Origin of the sequence: Actinomyces sp., assembly GCF_030524025.1 — a bacterium.
In the GTDB taxonomy this organism is placed as follows: domain Bacteria; phylum Actinomycetota; class Actinomycetes; order Actinomycetales; family Actinomycetaceae; genus Actinomyces.
Genome location: NZ_JAUNHI010000003.1, coordinates 143,064 through 160,100, shown reverse-complemented (window position 1 = coordinate 160,100; position 17,037 = coordinate 143,064). Strand labels below are relative to the sequence as shown.

The following is a 17,037-nucleotide window of genomic DNA, read 5'->3' as shown; positions in this document are numbered from 1 at the left end:
TCCCACCATGGACAAGTTCATCCGCCACACCGGCATCGGCGCCCCCCTGCGCCGCAGCGCCGTCGACACCGACCAGATCATCCCCGCGGTCTACCTCAAGCGCATCACCCGCACGGGTTTCGAGGACGCCCTGTTCGCCTCGTGGCGCGCCGGTGAGCCCGACTTCATCCTCAACCAGGAGGCCTACGCCCGTGCCTCCGTCCTCGTGGCGGGCCCCGACTTCGGCACCGGCTCCTCGCGTGAGCACGCGGTGTGGGCGCTCAAGGACTACGGCTTCAAGGTGGTCCTGGCTCCGCGCTTCGCCGACATCTTCCGCGGCAACGCGGGCAAGCAGGGGCTCGTCGCGGGAGTCCTGACCCAGGAGGACACCGAGCAGCTGTGGAAGATCCTGGAGTCCGAGCCCGGCGCGGAGGTGACGGTCGACCTGGAGAACCGCACGGTCGAGGCCGGTGGCCTGCGCACCACCTTCGCCATCGACGACTACGTGCGTTGGACCCTCATGGAGGGCCTGGATGACATCTCCCTGACCCTGACCCACGAGGAGGAGATCGCCGCCTACGAGGGCTCCCGCCCCGCCTACAAGCCGCGCACGCTGCCCGCCCTCCACGAGCCCGCCGCCCAGGTGGTGCCTGCCCGGGCCGCCGACATGCCGCAGCCCTGAGCCTGCCCCGGCCACGGGGTGAGGCACACCACCTGAGCGTTCGCCGTGGGCCGCCCGCAGCGAGTCCGGGCAGCCCACGGCGAACGCCTATGCTGGGACGACTCTGCACCCTCACGCCGTGCGGAGGGGCGGGCGCGTCCCGCACAGGAACACATTTCGCGGAGGTACCCATGGTCGACGGTCTGCTCCAGGTCGAGGGCGGACGCCCGCTCACCGGTGAGATCACGGTGCGCGGAGCCAAGAACCTGGTCTCCAAGGCCATGGTCGCGGCGCTCCTGGGCACGACGCCCTCGGTCCTGCGCAACGTCCCGCTCATCCGCGACGTCGACGTCGTCTCGGGCCTGCTGTCCCTGCACGGGGTGACCATCGACTACGACCAGTCCGAGGGCGTCCTCAAGCTCGACCCCTCCAAGGTCGAGTCGGCGCACGTGGCCGACATCGACGCCCACGCCGGCAGCTCGCGCATCCCGATCCTCTTCTGCGGGCCCCTCCTGCACCGCCTGGGCGAGGCCTTCATCCCCGACCTGGGAGGCTGCCGCATCGGGGACCGGCCCATCGACTTCCACCTGGAGATCCTGCGCCAGTTCGGCGCGGTCGTCGACAAGCAGTCCCAGGGCATCGCCCTGACCGCCCCCGACGGGCTGCACGGGACCGTCATCGAGCTGCCCTACCCGAGCGTGGGTGCCACCGAGCAGACCCTGCTGACCGCCGTGCGCTCGGCGGGCCTGACCGAGCTGCGGGGGGCGGCCGTCGAGCCCGAGATCATGGACCTGGTCGACGTCCTGCAGAAGATGGGCGCGATCATCTCGGTGGACACCGACCGCACGATCCACGTCGAGGGCGTCGAGGAGCTGATCGGCTACAACCACTCGGCGCTGCCCGACCGCATCGAGACGGCCTCGTGGGCCTCGGCGGCGCTGGCCACCCACGGCGACCTCTTCGTGCGCGGGGCCCACCAGGGCGACATGACCACCTTCCTCAACACCTTCCGCAAGGTCGGTGGCGCCTTCGATGTGCGCGACGACGGGATCCGCTTCTACCACCCCGGCGGCGACCTGCGCTCCATCGTCGTGGAGACCAATGTCCACCCCGGGTTCATGACCGACTGGCAGCAGCCCCTCGTCGTGGCCCTGACCCAGGCCGAGGGCCTGTCGATCGTCCACGAGACGGTCTACGAGAACCGCTTGGGCTTCACCAAGGCCCTGCGCCAGATGGGTGCGACCATCCAGGTCTACCGGGAGTGCCTGGGAGGGACCGCTTGCCGCTTCGGCCAGCGCAACTTCTACCACTCAGCGGTCATCTCCGGCCCGACGCCGCTGCGGGGCGCCGACATCGTCGTGCCCGACCTGCGCGGCGGCTTCTCCCACCTCATCGCGGCCCTGGCCGCCGAAGGCACGAGCCGTGTCGAGGGTATCAACCTCATCGACCGCGGCTACGAGCACTTCATGAGCAAGCTGACCTCCCTCGACGCCGCGGTGACCCGCCTGGCCTAAGGCCCCGCGCCGGCCCGGGCGGGACCCGGTAGTCTTCGGGGCGTGCCCACGACGCGACCGATGACCCCCTTCTACCGCTTCGCATCCCGCGGGGCGATCATCCCCTTCCTCAAGGCCGTCTCCCGACAGCAGGTGACGGGAACCGAGAACATCCCGTCCTCCGGCGGTTTCGTCGCCGTGGCCAACCACCTGTCCGATCTCGACTCCCTGACCGCGATGCGCGCCCTGGTCGACGTCGACGTGCCGGCCTACTCCCTGGCCAAGTCCACGCTCTTCGACATCCCCCTGCTCGGACGGGTCTTCAAGGCCGGCGGCCAGATCCCCGTCTACCGGCAGTCGGCCCAGGCCGGCAACGCCCTGGTCGAGGCCGAACGGAGGCTGCGCGGGGGCGATGTCGTCATGGTCTTCCCCGAGGGGACCTTGTCGCGCGACCCCCTCCAGTGGCCGATGACGGGCAAGACCGGGGCCGCCCGGCTGGCCATGGCCACTGGGGTGCCCGTCCTGCCGATGGGCCAGTGGGGTGCCCAGGAGATCATCGACTCCTTCGGCGGGGGCTTCCACCCCTTCCCGCGCAAGGAGGTGCGCGTCATGATCGGCCGGCCCCTCGATCTGTCGCGCTTCGGCACCGACACGACCGACCGGGAGGCCGTGCGCGAGGCCACCGCCGAGATCATGCGGGCCATCACCGAGATCGTCGAGCAGCTGCGCGGGCTCAAGGCCCCCCGCCCCTACGACATGAAGTACGACGGCGACCCCGGCAAGGGCAAGCGGGGGGTGCGCCGTCCCGACCCGCCGACCGGCGCTGAGGACCCCGCCCCGGGCACCCGTGCGTCCGGCGAGGACCCGGACGCGGTCCAGGACGGGGCCACCGCGTGAGCGCCGGGGTCGCACGGGCCGCCGTCATCGGCTCGGGAGCGTGGGGCACCACCTTCGCCTGCCTCTTGGCCGAGGCCGGCACCCCCACCGTCGTGTGGGCCCGGCGCCCCGAGATCGCCGAGGAGATCAACGCCGGCACCAACGAGCGCTACGTGCCGGACTGCCGCCTACCCCCCGATGTCCGGGCCACCACCGACATCCACCGGGCCGTCGACGGCGCGGGCCTGGTCGTCGTGGCGGTGCCCTCCCAGAGCGCCCGGGGAGTCCTGCGCCCCCTGGGCGGCGCCCTGGACGAGGGGGCCCTGGCGGTGTCCCTCATGAAAGGCGTCGAGACGGGCACCGGTCTGCGCATGAGCGAGGTCCTCGCCGAGGTCCTCGACCTGCCCGCCGAGCGGGTCGCCGTCGTCTCGGGTCCCAACCTGGCCGACGAGATCGCCGCCCGGCAGCCCACCGCCACGGTCGTGGCCGCCCAGGACGAGGCGGTGGCCGCCCGGGTGGCCACCCTGTGCGCCACGCCCGCCTTCCGCCCCTACACGAACACCGACGTGCTCGGCGTCGAGCTGAGCGGAGCGGTCAAGAACGTCATCGCCCTGGCCGTGGGCGCGGCGGCGGGCTGCGGCTTCGGGGACAACTCCAAGGCCACGATCATCACCCGCGGCCTGGTCGAGATCACCCGCCTGGGCCTGGCGCTGGGCGCCCGTCCCGAGACCTTCGCGGGGCTGGCCGGCATGGGGGACCTCGTGGCGACCTGCTCGAGCCCCCTGTCGCGCAACCAGACCTTCGGCCGCAGGCTGGGAGAGGGGATGAGCGTCGAGCAGGCGGCGGCGGCCTCCCGGGGGGTGGCCGAGGGCGCCAGGTCGGCGCGCGCCGTGCTCGACCTGGCCACCGCCCACGGGGTGGAGATGCCGATCACCGCGGGGATCGTCGCCGTGGTCGAGGGCACGGCCACCGTCACCGAGGTCAACGACGCCCTGCTGGCCCGCCCCCGCAAGGCCGAGGGCGTCCACGCCCGGCCTACGGGTGGGCGACGTCGATGACGAGCCGGGTGGGCTCGGACAGGGTGAAGACCCGGTAGCTCTGGGAGTGGGTGCCGATGACGAGCTGGAACTGGGACTCGAAGGTCCCGTCGAACCACACCTCGGTCACGCCCCTGCCCCCCACGGGGATCGGGCCGGACCCGGTGTACTGGGCGCTCGCGGACTCCTCAGAGGGGTAGGAGGTGCCCTGGCCCAGCACCCGGAGCATATGCTCCCCCGACACCGTGATCGGCTCGCCCCGGCCCTGGGTGGCCGCGTCGGTCACCCAGTCGGCCCACCAGCCCGGGGTGCCCTGACCGCTCATCTCGACCACCACCCGGTCGTAGCCCTCGTGGACGCCGGTGCGCACATCGACCTCGATGCCGCAGTCGCCCGTGGAGGTCTGCTCCGAGGCCGTCGAGGTCCAGCCCGATCCGCCGTCCTCCGTGGCCTGGGCCGTGGCCTCGTCCTTGGTCAGCGGGTGGTGCGCCGGGGAGGCGTCGGCCGAGGGCGTCGAGGTCGTCGGCGTCCCCCCGGAGTGTGTCGAGCTCGAGGGCGACGTCGAGCTCGACACGGTCGAGGACCCGGCTGAGCAGGCGGCCACCGGCAGGGCGACGGCGGCCAGCACCCCGGCCGCCCGGGCGGCACGGAGCATCGACCTGCGGGAGCGCGGGGCCGGGAGGGCACTGGGCTGGGGGGACATGACGCCTCCTGGGACGGGTGCGGTCGGTGCCGTGCCGGTCCGCGGGTCACGGCCCGCACGGTGTTGCCCACAGGGTAACCGCGGCGCGGTAGCGTTGCCGCCATGACAGACATCCAGGCCACCGGCGCGTCGCAGGCGCCGAGCACCCCGCCCGCCGTGCCTCCGGGACCGGGTGCCCCGAGACGCACCCGTGTCGCCGTTGTCTTCGGCGGGCGCAGCGGGGAGCACACGATCTCCTGCGCCACGGCGGCCGGGGTGCTGCGCTCCATCGACCGGGAGCGCTACGAGGTCGTGCCCATCGGCATCACGCCGGGCGGGCAGTGGGTCCTTGTCGACGACGACCCCGCCGCCCTTGAGCTCGATGACACCCGCCCGCCGGTGGAGATCGCTGCCGACGGCCTGGGCCGCGGCGAGCTGTCGGTGCCCCTGGGGGGAGGCGAGCTCGTCGTGCGCACCGCCGCCGGGACCACCGGCCTGGGTGTTGTCGACGTCGTCCTGCCGCTGCTGCACGGCCCCTACGGCGAGGACGGCACCATCCAGGGGATGCTTGAGATGCTGGGGATCCCCTATGTCGGCTGCGGGGTGCTGGCCAGCGCGGCATGCATGGACAAGCAGGTGACCAAGGTGCTCCTGGGCGCGGCGGGCATCGCCACCGCCGAGCACGTCCTGGTCGAGCCGCACCGTTGGAGCCGCGAGCGAGCCGCCGTCCTCGAGCAGTGCCGGTCCCTGAGCCTGCCAGTCTTCGTCAAGCCCGCGCGCGCCGGCTCCTCCCTGGGCATCACCCGCGTGACGAGCCACGGGGGCCTGGCGGCCGCCATCGAGGCGGCGCGCGCCGTCGACCCCAAGGTCCTGGTCGAGTCTGGGGTCACCGGCCGGGAGATCGAGGTGGCGGTCCTGGGCGGTGTCGGCGACTCCGACCCCCGCGTGGCCCTGCCCGGTGAGATCGTCATGGACGCCGACCAGGGCGCCGGGGAGTTCTACGACTACGAGACGAAGTACCTCGCCCACGACGCCGTCCAGGTGGTCTGCCCCGCACCGCTGCCCCAGGAGACCCGCGAGCTGCTCATGTCCACCGCCGCCCGGGCGTTCACGGCCCTGGGCTGCGAGGGGCTGGCCAGAGTTGACTTCTTCGTGACCGAGGACGGCCGGGTCATCGTCAACGAGGTCAATACCATGCCGGGCTTCACCCCCTTCTCCATGTACCCCTACATGTGGCAGGTCTCCGGGTTGGAGTACGGCGACCTGGTCAGCGAGCTCATCGAGCTGGCCCTGGAGCGCCCCGCCGATGTCAACCGCTGAGGGCGGGCCCAGCGTCGGCGAGCTCGGCGAGGCCGCGGTCCTGGACGCCATCCTCCCTGTGCTGCCCGGATCGGATCTGGCGCTGGTGGGCCCCGGTGATGACTGCGCCGTGCTCGCCGCGCCCGACGGCCGCTACTGCGTGACCACCGACGTGCTCGTCGAGGGCCGCCACTTCCGCACCGCCTGGTCCACCGGTCACGACATCGGCCGGCGTGCCGCGGCGCAGAACCTGGCCGACGTCGCCGCCATGGGCGCCCGCCCCGTGGCGCTGGTCGTCGCCCTCGTCCTGCCCTCGTCCACCCCCCTGGACTGGGTCACCGACCTGGCCGCGGGCCTGGCCGCCGCCTGCCAGCCGGTGGGAGCCGGCGTCGTCGGCGGGGACTTGAGCGCCGGGGACGGGCTCGTCATCGCGGTCACCGCCCACGGGGACCTGGAAGGCCTGGCCCCCGTCCTGCGCTCGGGGGCCAGGCCCGGCGACCTGCTTGTCCACGTCGGAACCCTGGGGCGCTCCGCCGCGGGCCTGGCACTGCTCGAGGCGGGCGCCCTGGCGGACCGGGGGCCGGTTCCCGACGCCGCGCGCCAGGCCGTCGAGGTCTTCCGCGCCCCCCACCCGCCCCTGGCCGCCGGACCCGCCCTGGCCCAGGCGGGGGCCACGGCGATGATGGACGTCTCGGACTCCCTGCTGCGCGACGCCGGGCGCATGGCTCGGGCCTCGGGGGTGGCCATCGACCTGGCCGAGCCGACCGATCCGGCGTCGGGGACAGCCACCGACCTGGCCGAGCTCGTCGAGGTGGCCCGGTTCCTCGGCGCCGAGAACCCCTCTGCCGTGGCGCGCCAGTGGGTGCTGACCGGCGGGGAGGACCACGGCATGCTCGCCGCCGTCCCGCCCGGTGCTCTCGCCCGGCTGCCGCCCGGCTGCCGGGTCATCGGCCGCGTCCTGGCGGCGGGCGCCCGGGGCCCCGCGGTCACCGTCGAGGGCGCCGCCCCCGACCACGTCGGCTGGGACCACTTCACCGCCCGCACCTGACAGAGCCTGTACGCCTCGGGGTGCGCCCCAGGCGCACGCGACGGGCCGCCACTCCCGTCCTGGAAGTGGCGGCCCGGGTCGGCCCACGAGGGCCTGTCAGACGTTGCGCGTGACCTTGCCGGCCTTGAGGCAGGAGGTGCACACGTTGAGGCGCTTGGGGGCGCCGTTGACGAGTGCACGCACACGCTGGATGTTGGGGTTCCACCGGCGGCTGGTCCGCACGTGGGAGTGCGAGACGCTCTTGCCGAAGATGGGGCTCTTGCCGCAGACGTCGCACACAGCAGCCACGGTCTCACTCCTCAATCTAGTCAATCTAGTCGCTGAGGCGCTCGAGCCCGAGGGCCCGGCGCAGGGTCTTCCGCCCGAGGACCGGCCCCGGGACAACCCCGCCACTGTATCCGACGGCGCACCCTGGCCCAAAGCGCGCGGGGCGTGGGGTGAGGCACATGCGCCCGTCCGCGCAGCACCGCCGGGCGGCGAGGAGCGGGCACGGCCGGTAGCCTAGATGCGGACGGGCGGGGGCTGGCGGACACGGCCCACGTCGCTACAGACGCACAGGAGGGCACAGGTGTCGGACACCCAGGACCGGTCCACCGCCGCTGTCCGCCCCGCGGGCGAGGTGACGGCTGCCGTGCTGCGGGCGTGGCTGGAGCAGGCCCGCCGGGTGGCGCAGTCCAGCCGTGCCCTGGTCGACTCCCTCAACGTCTTCCCCGTGCCCGACTCCGACACGGGGACCAACGTCCTGCTCACGCTGGCAGCCGCCTGCGAGGCCATGGACCGTCTGCCCGCCTCGGCCGACCTCGTGCAGACCTCCCGCGCCGCCTCCGACGGTGCCGTGCGCGGCGCGCGGGGCAACTCGGGGCTGCTCGTCTCTCAGGCGCTGGCGGCCCTGGCCGACGTGTGCGCCGAGTCCGCCGATCCCTGGCGGCTGGTGCCCGTCGACCTCGTCCACGCCTACGAGCGCATCGCCGACACCACCTGGCAGGCGGTGTCGCGCCCGGTGACCGGGACGCTGCTGACCGTCGCCAAGGACGCCGCGCTCGGCGCCCGCAGCGCCCTGGAGGAGGCGGGGGGCGCCGCGCCACCGACTGCCTCTCTCATCGCCGCCGCCGCGGCCTTCGGCGCCCAGGAGAGCGTCGTGGAGACCGCCGGCCTGGGGCACGGGCCGGTCGACGCCGGGGGCGCGGCCCTCATGCTCATGCTCACCGGGCTGTCGGACACGATCAACGCCGCCGGACCGGAAGGGGAACACCCCTACACCGACGTCGCCTGGCAGATGCTCACCGACCTTGTGGACGCCGCCACGCACGGCCCCCGCGCCCACGGGGTACAGGCGGCCGCCACCGGCGAGGTCTCGACCGGGGAGTTCGAGGTCATGTACCTCCTCGAGGCCACCGCCGCCCAGGCCGCCGCGCTGCGCGCCGACCTCGAGCGCATCGGCGACTCCGTCGGGGTGGTGGGCACCCCCGACGCCCTGGGCGTCGGCCTCTACCAGGTGCACGTCCACACCGACACGCCGCGCGCCGCCCTGCCGCGCCAGGGCAGGGCCCGCCAGGTCTGCGTCCACCACCTCCATCCCACGGCGCTGGCCCTGGCAGCCCACTGGGAGCCCGCCCCGCTTCCCGTGGGCCGGGGCGACGGTCACGTCGTGTCCTTCGAGCGACTGGCCGCCCGCCGTGCCCAGCGGGAGGCGGCTCAGCGCGACGAGTCCGTGAGCCTCCACCCCTCCCAGTACGCCGGGACCCAGGTCCCTGGGGGCAGAGGCGCCGAGCGCGTCGGGGTCGTGGCCTGCACCCGCGCCCCCGGGCTGGTCGAGCAGCTGGCCCGCACGGGAGCCGTCGTCGTCCTGTTCCCCGAGCGCGACGGCATCGTGCGCGCCGCCGGCGACCTGGGGCTGGCGCGGGTGGCCGTCCTGCCCTGCGACTCGGCCTGCGTTGCCAGTGCCCACGAGGCCGCCCGCTTCCTGGCCGCCCGCTCCGCCGTCTCCACCGTGCGCGGCGCCTCCGGGGTCGAGACGACCCCGGAGGCGGGGGACCCCGTCCAGCTCATCGTGTGCGACACCGACGACGAGGCCCGTGTCCTGGCCGCGGCCGTCGCTGTGGCGGGCCAGACCGACACTGTCGGGATCGCCGGGGTGACGCGCCGGGCCGGCCAGGCGGCCGTGGCCGTGCGCACGACGGCGCTTGCCGGCCCGACCGCCGAGCCCGAGGCCGTGGCCCGGGCACTCGGCGGACTGCTCAGACCCGACGACGAGCTCGTCACCGTCATCCTGGGGCGGGGCGCCCTGCCCGATGTCGGCGCCCTGGCCACTGCGGCGGTGTCCTCCTACTGCGAGGAGGTCCTGGCCGACCCCGACCGGGTCGAGGTCGTCGTCCACGCCGGGGGGCAGGCGGAACCCGAGGTCCTTCTGGCCATCGAGTGACCGACGCGTGACAGGAAACCGACCCATGTCCCCACCCTCGGGCCCGCCCGGGCGCCGCGCCGCGCCCCGCGGCGCCGTCCCGCTGCTGCGCCGTCCCCTCGCCAAGCTGCTCGGCGCCGCCACGGCCGCCCAGCTGGCCAAGCAGGGCGTCGACACCGGTGCCGACCTCATGCGCCTGCTGCCGCGCCGCTACGACACCTGGGGCGAGCTGACCGACCTGCGCACCCTGGTCGACGGCGAGCAGGCGACCGTCCAGGCCCAGGTCCTGACCTCCTCGTCCCGGCGCACGCGCTCGGGCCGCCCGCCCGCCCTCATGGAGGCCACCGTCACCGACGGCGCGACGACGATGGACATCGTCCTGTTCGGCGCCGTCGGACTCATGCGCCACCACGCCGCGCAGCTCGCTCCCGGCACGACGGTCCTCCTGTCGGGCCGGGTCGGGCGCCACCGGGGACGCAGGCAGCTGGTCGGCCCCCGCTTCCAGGTCCTCGACGACCTCGACGCGGCCGAGCGCGAGGCCGTCCTGGCCATGCCCGTGCCGATCTACCCCGCCACCGACGCCCTGCCCTCCTGGAAGGTGGCCAAGGCCGTGCGCACCGTCCTCGACCAGCTGACGGCCGAGGACGTCCCCGACCCCCTGCCCGAGGCCCTGCGCGCGGCCGAGGGCCTGGTCGACGCCCTGACCGCCTACCAGTGGGTCCACCACCCCGCCGACCCCGGCCAGTGGCGCGCGGGCCGGGCCCGCCTGCGCCACGAGGAGGCCCTCGTCCTGCTCACCGCCTTGGCCCAGCGCCGCGCCGAGCACCGCGCTGAACGCACCTCCACCGCCTGGCCCGTGCCGGACCCGGACTCCCTGCGCGCCGACCTCGACGCCGCGCTGCCCTACACGTTGACCCCCGGACAGGTGCGCGTCGGCGCTGAGCTGGAGTCCGCCCTGGACTCGACCACGCCGATGCAGTGCCTCCTGCAGGGCGACGTCGGCTCGGGCAAGACCCTCGTGGCCCTGCGCGCCATGCTCCAGGTCGTCGGTGCTGGCGGGCAGGCGGCCCTGCTGGCCCCCACCGAGGTCCTGGCCGCCCAGCACCACGCCTCGCTCGAGGCCCTGCTCGGGCCGCTGGCGCAGGCCGGGACCCTGGTCGGCGCCGAGCGCGCCACGCGCGTCCACCTGCTGACCGGTTCGACCCCGGCGGCCGAGCGCCGCGGCGTGCTGGCGGCGCTCGCGGGCGGCGAGCCCGCCCTCGTCGTGGGCACGCACGCCCTGCTGGCCGACACCGTCCAGATTCCCTTCCTGGGGATGGTCGTCGTCGACGAGCAGCACCGCTTCGGTGTGGCCCAGCGCGATGCCCTGCGCGAGCGCGGGGCCGTGGCCGACCCCTCCGACTCCGGGCGCCGCACCCCCCACCTGCTCGTCATGACCGCCACGCCCATCCCGCGCACTATCGCCATGACGGTCTTCGGCGACCTCGACACCGTCGTCCTCGATGGCCTGCCCGCCGGCCGCAGCCCCGTCGACACCCACCTCGTGCCCTGGGCCAGGACGACCTGGGTCGAGGGACTGTGGCGGCGCGCCGCCCGGGAGATTGCCGCCGGCGGGCGCGTCTACGTCGTGTGCCCGCGCATTGAGGACACCGACGCCCCCGAGGACGGCCCGGATGTCGCCGAGTCGGCGGGGGCCGCGGAGGACGCGGATGTCACGGCCCAGGCGCGCCCGCTGGCCGCCGTCGTCGACTGGGCCGAGCGTCTGCGCGCCGAGCCCGCCCTGGGCGGGGCGGGTGTGGGCACCTTGACTGGCCGGATGACCAGGGCGGACAAGGACGCCGCCATGGAGGACTTCGCCTCGGGGCGCACCCCCGTGCTCGTGGCCACGACGGTGGTCGAGGTGGGGGTCGACGTGCCCGCGGCCACTATGATGGTCATCCTCGACGCCGACCGCTTCGGGCTGTCCCAGCTTCACCAGCTGCGGGGCCGGGTGGGGCGCGGCTCCGCCCCGGCGGTGTGCATGGCGGTGACCGGGGCGGAGGTCGGCTCGACGGCCTTCCACCGGCTCAAGGCATTCGCCTCGACCACCGACGGCTTCGCCCTGGCCGAGGCCGACCTCGAGCTGCGCAGCGAGGGCAATGTGCTGGGCTCGGCTCAGTCGGGGCGCCGTTCGGACCTCGCCCTGTTGCGCGTGACCCGGGACGCCGCCCTCATCGCCCGCGTGCGCGACCAGGCCGAGGCGATCGTGGCGGAGGACCCGTCCCTGGCGCGCCACCCCGCCCTGTTCGAGGCGATCGCCGAGCGGCTCGATGAGGAGTCGCGGGTCTGGCTGGACAGGTCCTGAGCCTCCTGAGCCCGGCCGGCCCGCACCCGCTCAGGGGCTCGGTGTCTGCGTGCCGTCCTCGGGCCCGGTGGGCTCGGCGAACCACAGGACGGTCTCCCCGTAGCGCTTGGTGGTCACGCGGCGCAGGCCCTCCGGCCACACCGGCTCGGGGGAACGGGTGGAGCGCTCGACGACGAGCAGCCCGCGTTCGGACAGCCACGGGTCCTCCCGGCGGGCCAGGGCGGTGAGCAGCCCTGCCAGCTCGCCCTCGGTGAGCTGATAGGGAGGGTCGAGCAGGACGAGGTCGCGCGGGGCGTTGGCCGCGCCGGCGAGGAAGGACTCGGCCCGGGCGGTGACCGTCCGCACCCCGCCCAGGGCCAAGGACCGCGCGTTGCGCTCGCACACCCGGGTGGCCTGGCGCGCCGAGTCGACGAGCACGACCTCGACGGCGCCCCGGCTCGCTGCCTCCAGTCCCAGCGCCCCCGAGCCCGCGCACAGGTCGAGCACCCGGGCGCCGTCGATCACGCCGTCGTGCTCGAGACGGGAGAACAGCGCCTCGCGCACCCGCTCGGAGGTCGGGCGGGTCCCCGCCCGGGGGACCTCGATGCGACGCCCTCCGGCGCTGCCGGCCACGATCCTCGTCATGCCCCCGACCATACGACAGCCCGCAGCCGCTACGCCTGCCACAGCCTTTGCCGTGGAATCAATCATCATCGATCATCTAGGCTGGAACCGGTACCCCGCCGCGAGGAGAGGACAACGATGTCTCACACCGAACCGTGCACCGACTGGATGCTGCCCACCGCCCCCGGTCCGGGGCTCGGCGCGCACCTGGAGCCCCGTGCCTGGCTGAACTCCGACGCCCCGCGCCTGAGCCTGCGCGGCACCTGGGCCTTCCGGCTCCATGCCGTGGCCCACCCCGAGGGCCTGGACCGCTGCGGGCGCCCGGTCGAGCCGACCTTCGACACCGAGGACGACTCCCTGGGCACCTGGGGGAGCATCGACCTGCCGGCGCACTGGGTGCTCACCGACGAGGGCCGGCGGGGCCTGCCCTGGTACACCAACGTCCAGTTCCCCATCCCGCTCGACCCTCCCTTCGTGCCCGATGACAACCCCACCGCCGACCACGTGCGCACCGTGACCGTGCCCGAGGACTGGCCCCTGGCCACCGCCGACGGGCAGTCCGGGACGGACCGGCTCCGCCTGGAGGGCGTGGAGTCCTTCGCCTCGGTGTGGGTCAACGGCACCTGGGTGGGCACGACCCAGGGCTCCCGCCTGCCCACCGAGCTCAACGTCACCGGGCTGCTGCGCCACGGACCGAACACGGTGGCCATCCGGGTCAGCCAGTGGTCGCCGGGCACCTACGTCGAGGACCAGGACCAGTGGTGGCTGCCCGGCATCTTCCGCGACGTCGAGCTCATCCACCTGCCCGCCGGCGCGATCGAGGACCTCTTCGCCCGCACCGACTACGACCCGGCCACCGGCGCGGGCACGGTCGACGTCGACGTGACCGGGGCGCAGGAGGCCTTCCCGGTCACGGTGAGCCTGCCCTCCCTAGGGGTCAGTGCTGTGCTGGTCCGGCCCGGCACCACCCGTCTGAGCGTGCCGACGGTCGAGCCCTGGAGCGCCGAGTGCCCCCACCTCTACGAGCTCGTCGTCGACGCTCAGGAGGAGACCGTCACCCAGCGCATCGGCTTCCGGCGACTCGAGGTCGTCGACGGACAGGTGCGACTCAACGGCCGGCGCCTCGTGCTCTCGGGCGTCAACCGCCACGAGGTCGGCGCCCTGCGCGGCCGGGTCTTCGACGAGGACTGGGCCCGCGCCGACCTCGCGCTGATGAAGGCCCACAACGTCAACGCCATCCGCACCTCCCACTACCCGCCCCACCCGCGGCTGCTCGACCTGACCGATGAGATCGGCCTGATAGTCATGGACGAGTGCGACCTGGAGACCCACGGCTTTGAGTCCCACGGCTGGCGGGGCAACCCCGTGGACGACCCCGCCTGGCAGGAGGCACTGGTCGACCGCGCCCGACGCATGGTTGAGCGGGACAAGAACCACCCGAGCGTCCTGCTGTGGTCCCTGGGCAACGAGTCGGGCACGGGGCGCAACCTGGCCGCGATGAGCCAGTGGATCAAGCAGCGCGACCCCGGCCGCCTCGTCCACTACGAGGCCGACTTCGCCGGCGACTACACCGACGTGCACTCCCGGATGTACCCCACCCTCGAGGAGGTCGACGCGGTGGTGGCCCGCGAGCCCGGCTTGCCCGGCGGGTCGTCGCCGGTGGGCCGCGACGGGCACCCCGCCGGGCACCTGACCCCCGCCCAGGCCGCTCGCGTCCGCGCCCTGCCCTATGTCATGTGCGAGTACCTCCACGCGATGGGCACCGGACCCGGCGGTATCGAGGGCTACACCGAGCGGATCGACCCCCACCCGCGCCACCTGGGCGGCTTCGTGTGGGAGTGGCGCGACCACGCCCTGGTCGACCCGCGGCCCGAGGCCGGCGGCGCGCTGCGCTACGGCGGCGACTTCGGCGAGCCGGTCCACGACGGCGTCTTCGTGTGCGACGGCCTCGTCTCGGCCTCCTCCCGGCCCTCGTCGGGCACGACCGCCTGGGCCAACGCGGTGGCGCCCGTCGTGGCCCGGGCCCTGGCCCACCGGGCGGGGATGGTCGAGGTGCGCAACCGCTTCCACAGCCGCACGACCTCGGGCCTGGCACTGGCCTGGCAGGTGGCCGTCGACGACGCCCCCGACGCCGTGCGCACCGGGGAGCTGGACCTGCCCGTCCTGGCCCCCGGCCAGGACGAGGTCCTTGAGGCGCCCGGGCTCGCCGAGGCCGTCGGGGACGCGCGCGGCCGGGGCCGTGGGGTGCACGTCCTGACCGTCGTGCTCGACCCGGTGGTCGGCGGCATCGTCGACGACGGCCCCCGCCAGGTCGACCCCGCCACCGGTCGGCCGCTCGCGCCCCAGGTCGGCTGCGTCGATGAGACGGGGCGCCGCGTCCTGTCCTGCCGGGAGACCAGCCTGGACCCCGTGCCCGCCGTGCGGCTGCCCGCCCCGGCCACCGGCGGGCCGGCCCACGGCGCGCTGGAGGACGGCCACGAGGAGGCGCCGGTCCGGCTGCCCGGAGGAGGGATCGACCTGGGTCCGGCCGCGCTGGACCGGGCCGGTCGCCTCATCGACCTCGGCGGGGTCGAGGTGATCGGGCCGCTGACGACGGTGTGGCGCGCCCCCACCGACAACGACGAGGGGCACGGCCCGGTGGAGTACTGGGAGGAGCCGCCCACCGCCGACAACCTCGGCCAGGGCTCGGGAGCGGCCGGGCTGTCCTCGGCGGACCGGTGGCGCGGAGCCCGGCTTCACCTCATGACCGAGCGGCACGTGTCGACCGGCGTGTCCGACCAGGGGGTCGTCACCGTGCGCAGCCGCTGCGGGGCGCCCCAGCGGGCCTGGGGGCTGGAGGTCACGACGAGGCTGCGCGCCGAGGGCGGCGGGGTGCGCCTGCGCACGACCATCGTCCCCACGGGCGACCTTCCCCCCGTCCTGCCCCGGCTGGGGGTCCGGCTGGGACTGCCCGCCGACCTCGTGCGCGCCACCTGGTCGGGAACGGGCCCGGGGCCGGCCTACCCGGACCTGACGGCCGCCTCGCGGCACGGCGTGTTCACCGGACTGGTCGAGGCCATGTGGCAGCAGCCGGTCCGCCCCCAGGAGGGCGGCAGCCGTCCGGGCCTGCGCAGCCTGTGGCTCGAGGGCGACGACCTGACCGGGACGGGGACCCGGCGCCTGCTCGTGCTCGTGCCCGACTCCTGTCCGACGACGTTCTCCTTGAGCCCGTGGAGCCTGGAGTCGCTGACCGCCGCGACACATGCCGAGGACCTGGCCGCCGACGACCACCTGTGGCTCCACCTCGACGCCCTCCACCACGGGATCGGCACCCGGTCCTGCGGCCCGGATGTGCGCCCGGAGGCCGCGGCCGCCCCCCGCACGGTCCGCCTCGAGGCCTGGATCGGCCTCGTCCAGCCCTGAGGAGCCTGGCGCGACGCCCCCGGCGCGCGTCCCCGGAGGGCCGGGGCCCAGCCGTTAACCTCGCGGCATGACCGTGGCCGTCTACCCAGGAACCTTCGACCCGATCACCCTCGGGCACGTCGACGTCGTGCGTCGGGCGTGCAGCGTGTTCGACCGGGTCGTGGTCGGTGTCGCGCACAACGCGGCCAAGGCGGGCAGCCACCTGTTCGACCTCGAGCGGCGCGTGGCCCTGGCCCGTGCGGCGCTGGCCCCGCTGCCCGGTGTCGAGGTCGCCGTCGTGCCGGGCCTGCTGGCCGACTTCTGCCGGGAGCGCGGGGCCGGCGCCATCGTCAAGGGCCTGCGCTCAGGATCGGACCTGGACGCCGAGGTCCCCATGGCGCTGCTCAACCGCGACTTGGGGGCCCCCGAGACTGTCTTCCTCGTGGCGGCCCCGGCCCACGCCCACATCTCGTCCTCCCTGGTCAAGGACGTGGCCCGCCACGGCGGGGACGTCTCCGCGCTCGTGCCCCCCGGCGTCGTCGTGGCGCTGGCCCAGGCCCTGGCCGGCGCCGTCGGCCCGACCCATGCCCACCATGATGACGAAGGACCCCACCGTGACCACCAGCCGTGACGCAGGCGAGGACCTCCTGCGCATCCTCGACGAGATCGACTCCCTGGTCGTGTCGGCGCGCTCGATGCCCATGAGCGCCTCGGCCATTGTCAACCGGGATGAGGTCCTCGACCTCGTCGAGCGCGCGCGCCGGGCGGTCCCCACGGCCGTGCGCCGCGCCGAGAAGATCGTCGCCGAGGCCGACGCGGTGCTCGCCCAGGGGCGGGCCGAGGCCGAGCGGATCGTCGAGCGGGCCCATGAGGAGGCCGACCGGCTCGTCGCCGGGGAGAACGTCGTGCGCCTGGCCAACGACCGGGCCGACGTCATCATCTCGGCGGCCGAGGACAAGGCCGCCGACCTGCGCCGCGGCGCCGACGGCTACTCCGACCGTACCCTGGCGGCGCTCGAGGCCGAGCTGGGCAGGATCACCGAGCAGGTGCATGCCGGCCGACAGGTGCTGGCCGACCGCATGGGGCCCGACCGCCACGACACCGGGCGCGACACCGGACGCGATGCCGGGCGCCGCTCGGCGGGCTGGTCGGTGGACCCCTCGGCCTCTCGCCACTGAGCCGCACCCGGGTACTCTCGCCCCCGAGGACGTCCGCGCACCCGCCGACGCCCGC

General features: G+C 74.5%; 14 protein-coding genes. 11 read left to right on the top strand and 3 right to left on the bottom strand.

All coding sequences use genetic code 11. The features are described from left to right. The first annotated feature begins 7 nt into the window (after nt 1-7). From leuD to Q4C85_RS02740, 4 genes are all read left to right on the top strand, one after another. On the top strand, nt 8-661 hold the full coding sequence (leuD, locus tag Q4C85_RS02755; RefSeq protein WP_303139284.1) for a 3-isopropylmalate dehydratase small subunit: 654 nt from the start codon (nt 8-10) through the stop codon (nt 659-661). A gap of 170 nt (nt 662-831) precedes the next feature. After that, complete coding sequence (murA, locus tag Q4C85_RS02750) at nt 832-2,154, top strand: UDP-N-acetylglucosamine 1-carboxyvinyltransferase (RefSeq protein WP_303139282.1); 1,323 nt, start codon at nt 832-834, stop codon at nt 2,152-2,154. Nucleotides 2,155-2,214: 60 nt separating this feature from the next. Further along, nucleotides 2,215-3,030 (top strand): 1-acyl-sn-glycerol-3-phosphate acyltransferase, encoded by an 816-nt coding sequence (locus Q4C85_RS02745; RefSeq protein WP_303139366.1) that lies wholly within the window; start codon nt 2,215-2,217, stop codon nt 3,028-3,030. Next, on the top strand, nt 3,027-4,067 hold the full coding sequence (locus tag Q4C85_RS02740; protein WP_303139281.1) for an NAD(P)H-dependent glycerol-3-phosphate dehydrogenase: 1,041 nt from the start codon (nt 3,027-3,029) through the stop codon (nt 4,065-4,067). Before Q4C85_RS02745 ends, Q4C85_RS02740 begins: the two co-directional genes overlap by 4 nt. Here the strand turns inward: Q4C85_RS02740 and Q4C85_RS02735 are convergent. Further along, nucleotides 4,045-4,749, bottom strand: coding sequence for a hypothetical protein (locus Q4C85_RS02735; RefSeq protein WP_303139280.1), 705 nt, complete (start codon nt 4,747-4,749; stop codon nt 4,045-4,047). The two genes, Q4C85_RS02740 and Q4C85_RS02735, sit on opposite strands and share 23 nt — an antisense overlap. A 102-nt stretch (nt 4,750-4,851) precedes the next feature. Here Q4C85_RS02735 and Q4C85_RS02730 point away from each other — a divergent pair, with 102 nt between their 5' ends. Both Q4C85_RS02730 and Q4C85_RS02725 read left to right on the top strand, forming a co-directional pair. Then, complete coding sequence (locus Q4C85_RS02730; RefSeq protein ID WP_303139278.1) at nt 4,852-6,048, top strand: D-alanine--D-alanine ligase family protein; 1,197 nt, start codon at nt 4,852-4,854, stop codon at nt 6,046-6,048. Continuing rightward, nucleotides 6,035-7,075 carry a thiamine-phosphate kinase gene (locus Q4C85_RS02725; protein ID WP_303139276.1) on the top strand — a complete coding sequence of 347 codons (1,041 nt, stop codon included), beginning with the start codon at nt 6,035-6,037 and terminating at the stop codon, nt 7,073-7,075. The genes Q4C85_RS02730 and Q4C85_RS02725 overlap by 14 nt, the downstream gene beginning before the upstream one ends. A 96-nt stretch (nt 7,076-7,171) precedes the next feature. On the opposite strand, the gene rpmB is transcribed toward Q4C85_RS02725, so the two are convergent. After that, nucleotides 7,172-7,363: a 50S ribosomal protein L28 gene (gene rpmB, locus Q4C85_RS02720; RefSeq protein WP_303139274.1), complete on the bottom strand. Its 192-nt coding sequence runs from the start codon at nt 7,361-7,363 to the stop codon at nt 7,172-7,174. A gap of 280 nt (nt 7,364-7,643) precedes the next feature. Between rpmB and Q4C85_RS02715 the strand changes: the two genes are divergently transcribed. Together Q4C85_RS02715 and Q4C85_RS02710 are read left to right on the top strand one after the other, a co-directional pair. Then, nucleotides 7,644-9,497, top strand: a complete 1,854-nt coding sequence (locus Q4C85_RS02715; RefSeq protein WP_303139272.1) for a DAK2 domain-containing protein — start codon at nt 7,644-7,646, stop codon at nt 9,495-9,497. A gap of 25 nt (nt 9,498-9,522) precedes the next feature. Further along, nucleotides 9,523-11,820, top strand: coding sequence for an ATP-dependent DNA helicase RecG (locus tag Q4C85_RS02710; protein ID WP_303139270.1), 2,298 nt, complete (start codon nt 9,523-9,525; stop codon nt 11,818-11,820). A gap of 30 nt (nt 11,821-11,850) precedes the next feature. Here Q4C85_RS02710 and rsmD read toward each other — a convergent pair whose 3' ends face one another. Beyond that, nucleotides 11,851-12,444, bottom strand: coding sequence for a 16S rRNA (guanine(966)-N(2))-methyltransferase RsmD (rsmD, locus tag Q4C85_RS02705; protein WP_303139268.1), 594 nt, complete (start codon nt 12,442-12,444; stop codon nt 11,851-11,853). A gap of 117 nt (nt 12,445-12,561) precedes the next feature. Here rsmD and Q4C85_RS02700 point away from each other — a divergent pair, with 117 nt between their 5' ends. The 3 genes from Q4C85_RS02700 to Q4C85_RS02690 all read left to right on the top strand — a co-directional run bounded on the left by Q4C85_RS02700 (nt 12,562) and on the right by Q4C85_RS02690 (nt 16,982). Beyond that, nucleotides 12,562-15,825, top strand: coding sequence for a glycoside hydrolase family 2 TIM barrel-domain containing protein (locus Q4C85_RS02700; RefSeq protein ID WP_303139266.1), 3,264 nt, complete (start codon nt 12,562-12,564; stop codon nt 15,823-15,825). A gap of 67 nt (nt 15,826-15,892) precedes the next feature. Beyond that, on the top strand, nt 15,893-16,435 hold the full coding sequence (coaD, locus tag Q4C85_RS02695) for a pantetheine-phosphate adenylyltransferase (RefSeq protein WP_303139265.1): 543 nt from the start codon (nt 15,893-15,895) through the stop codon (nt 16,433-16,435). After that, nucleotides 16,419-16,982, top strand: a complete 564-nt coding sequence (locus tag Q4C85_RS02690) for an ATPase (protein ID WP_303139264.1) — start codon at nt 16,419-16,421, stop codon at nt 16,980-16,982. The genes coaD and Q4C85_RS02690 overlap by 17 nt, the downstream gene beginning before the upstream one ends. The last annotated feature ends 55 nt before the right edge of the window (nt 16,983-17,037 follow it).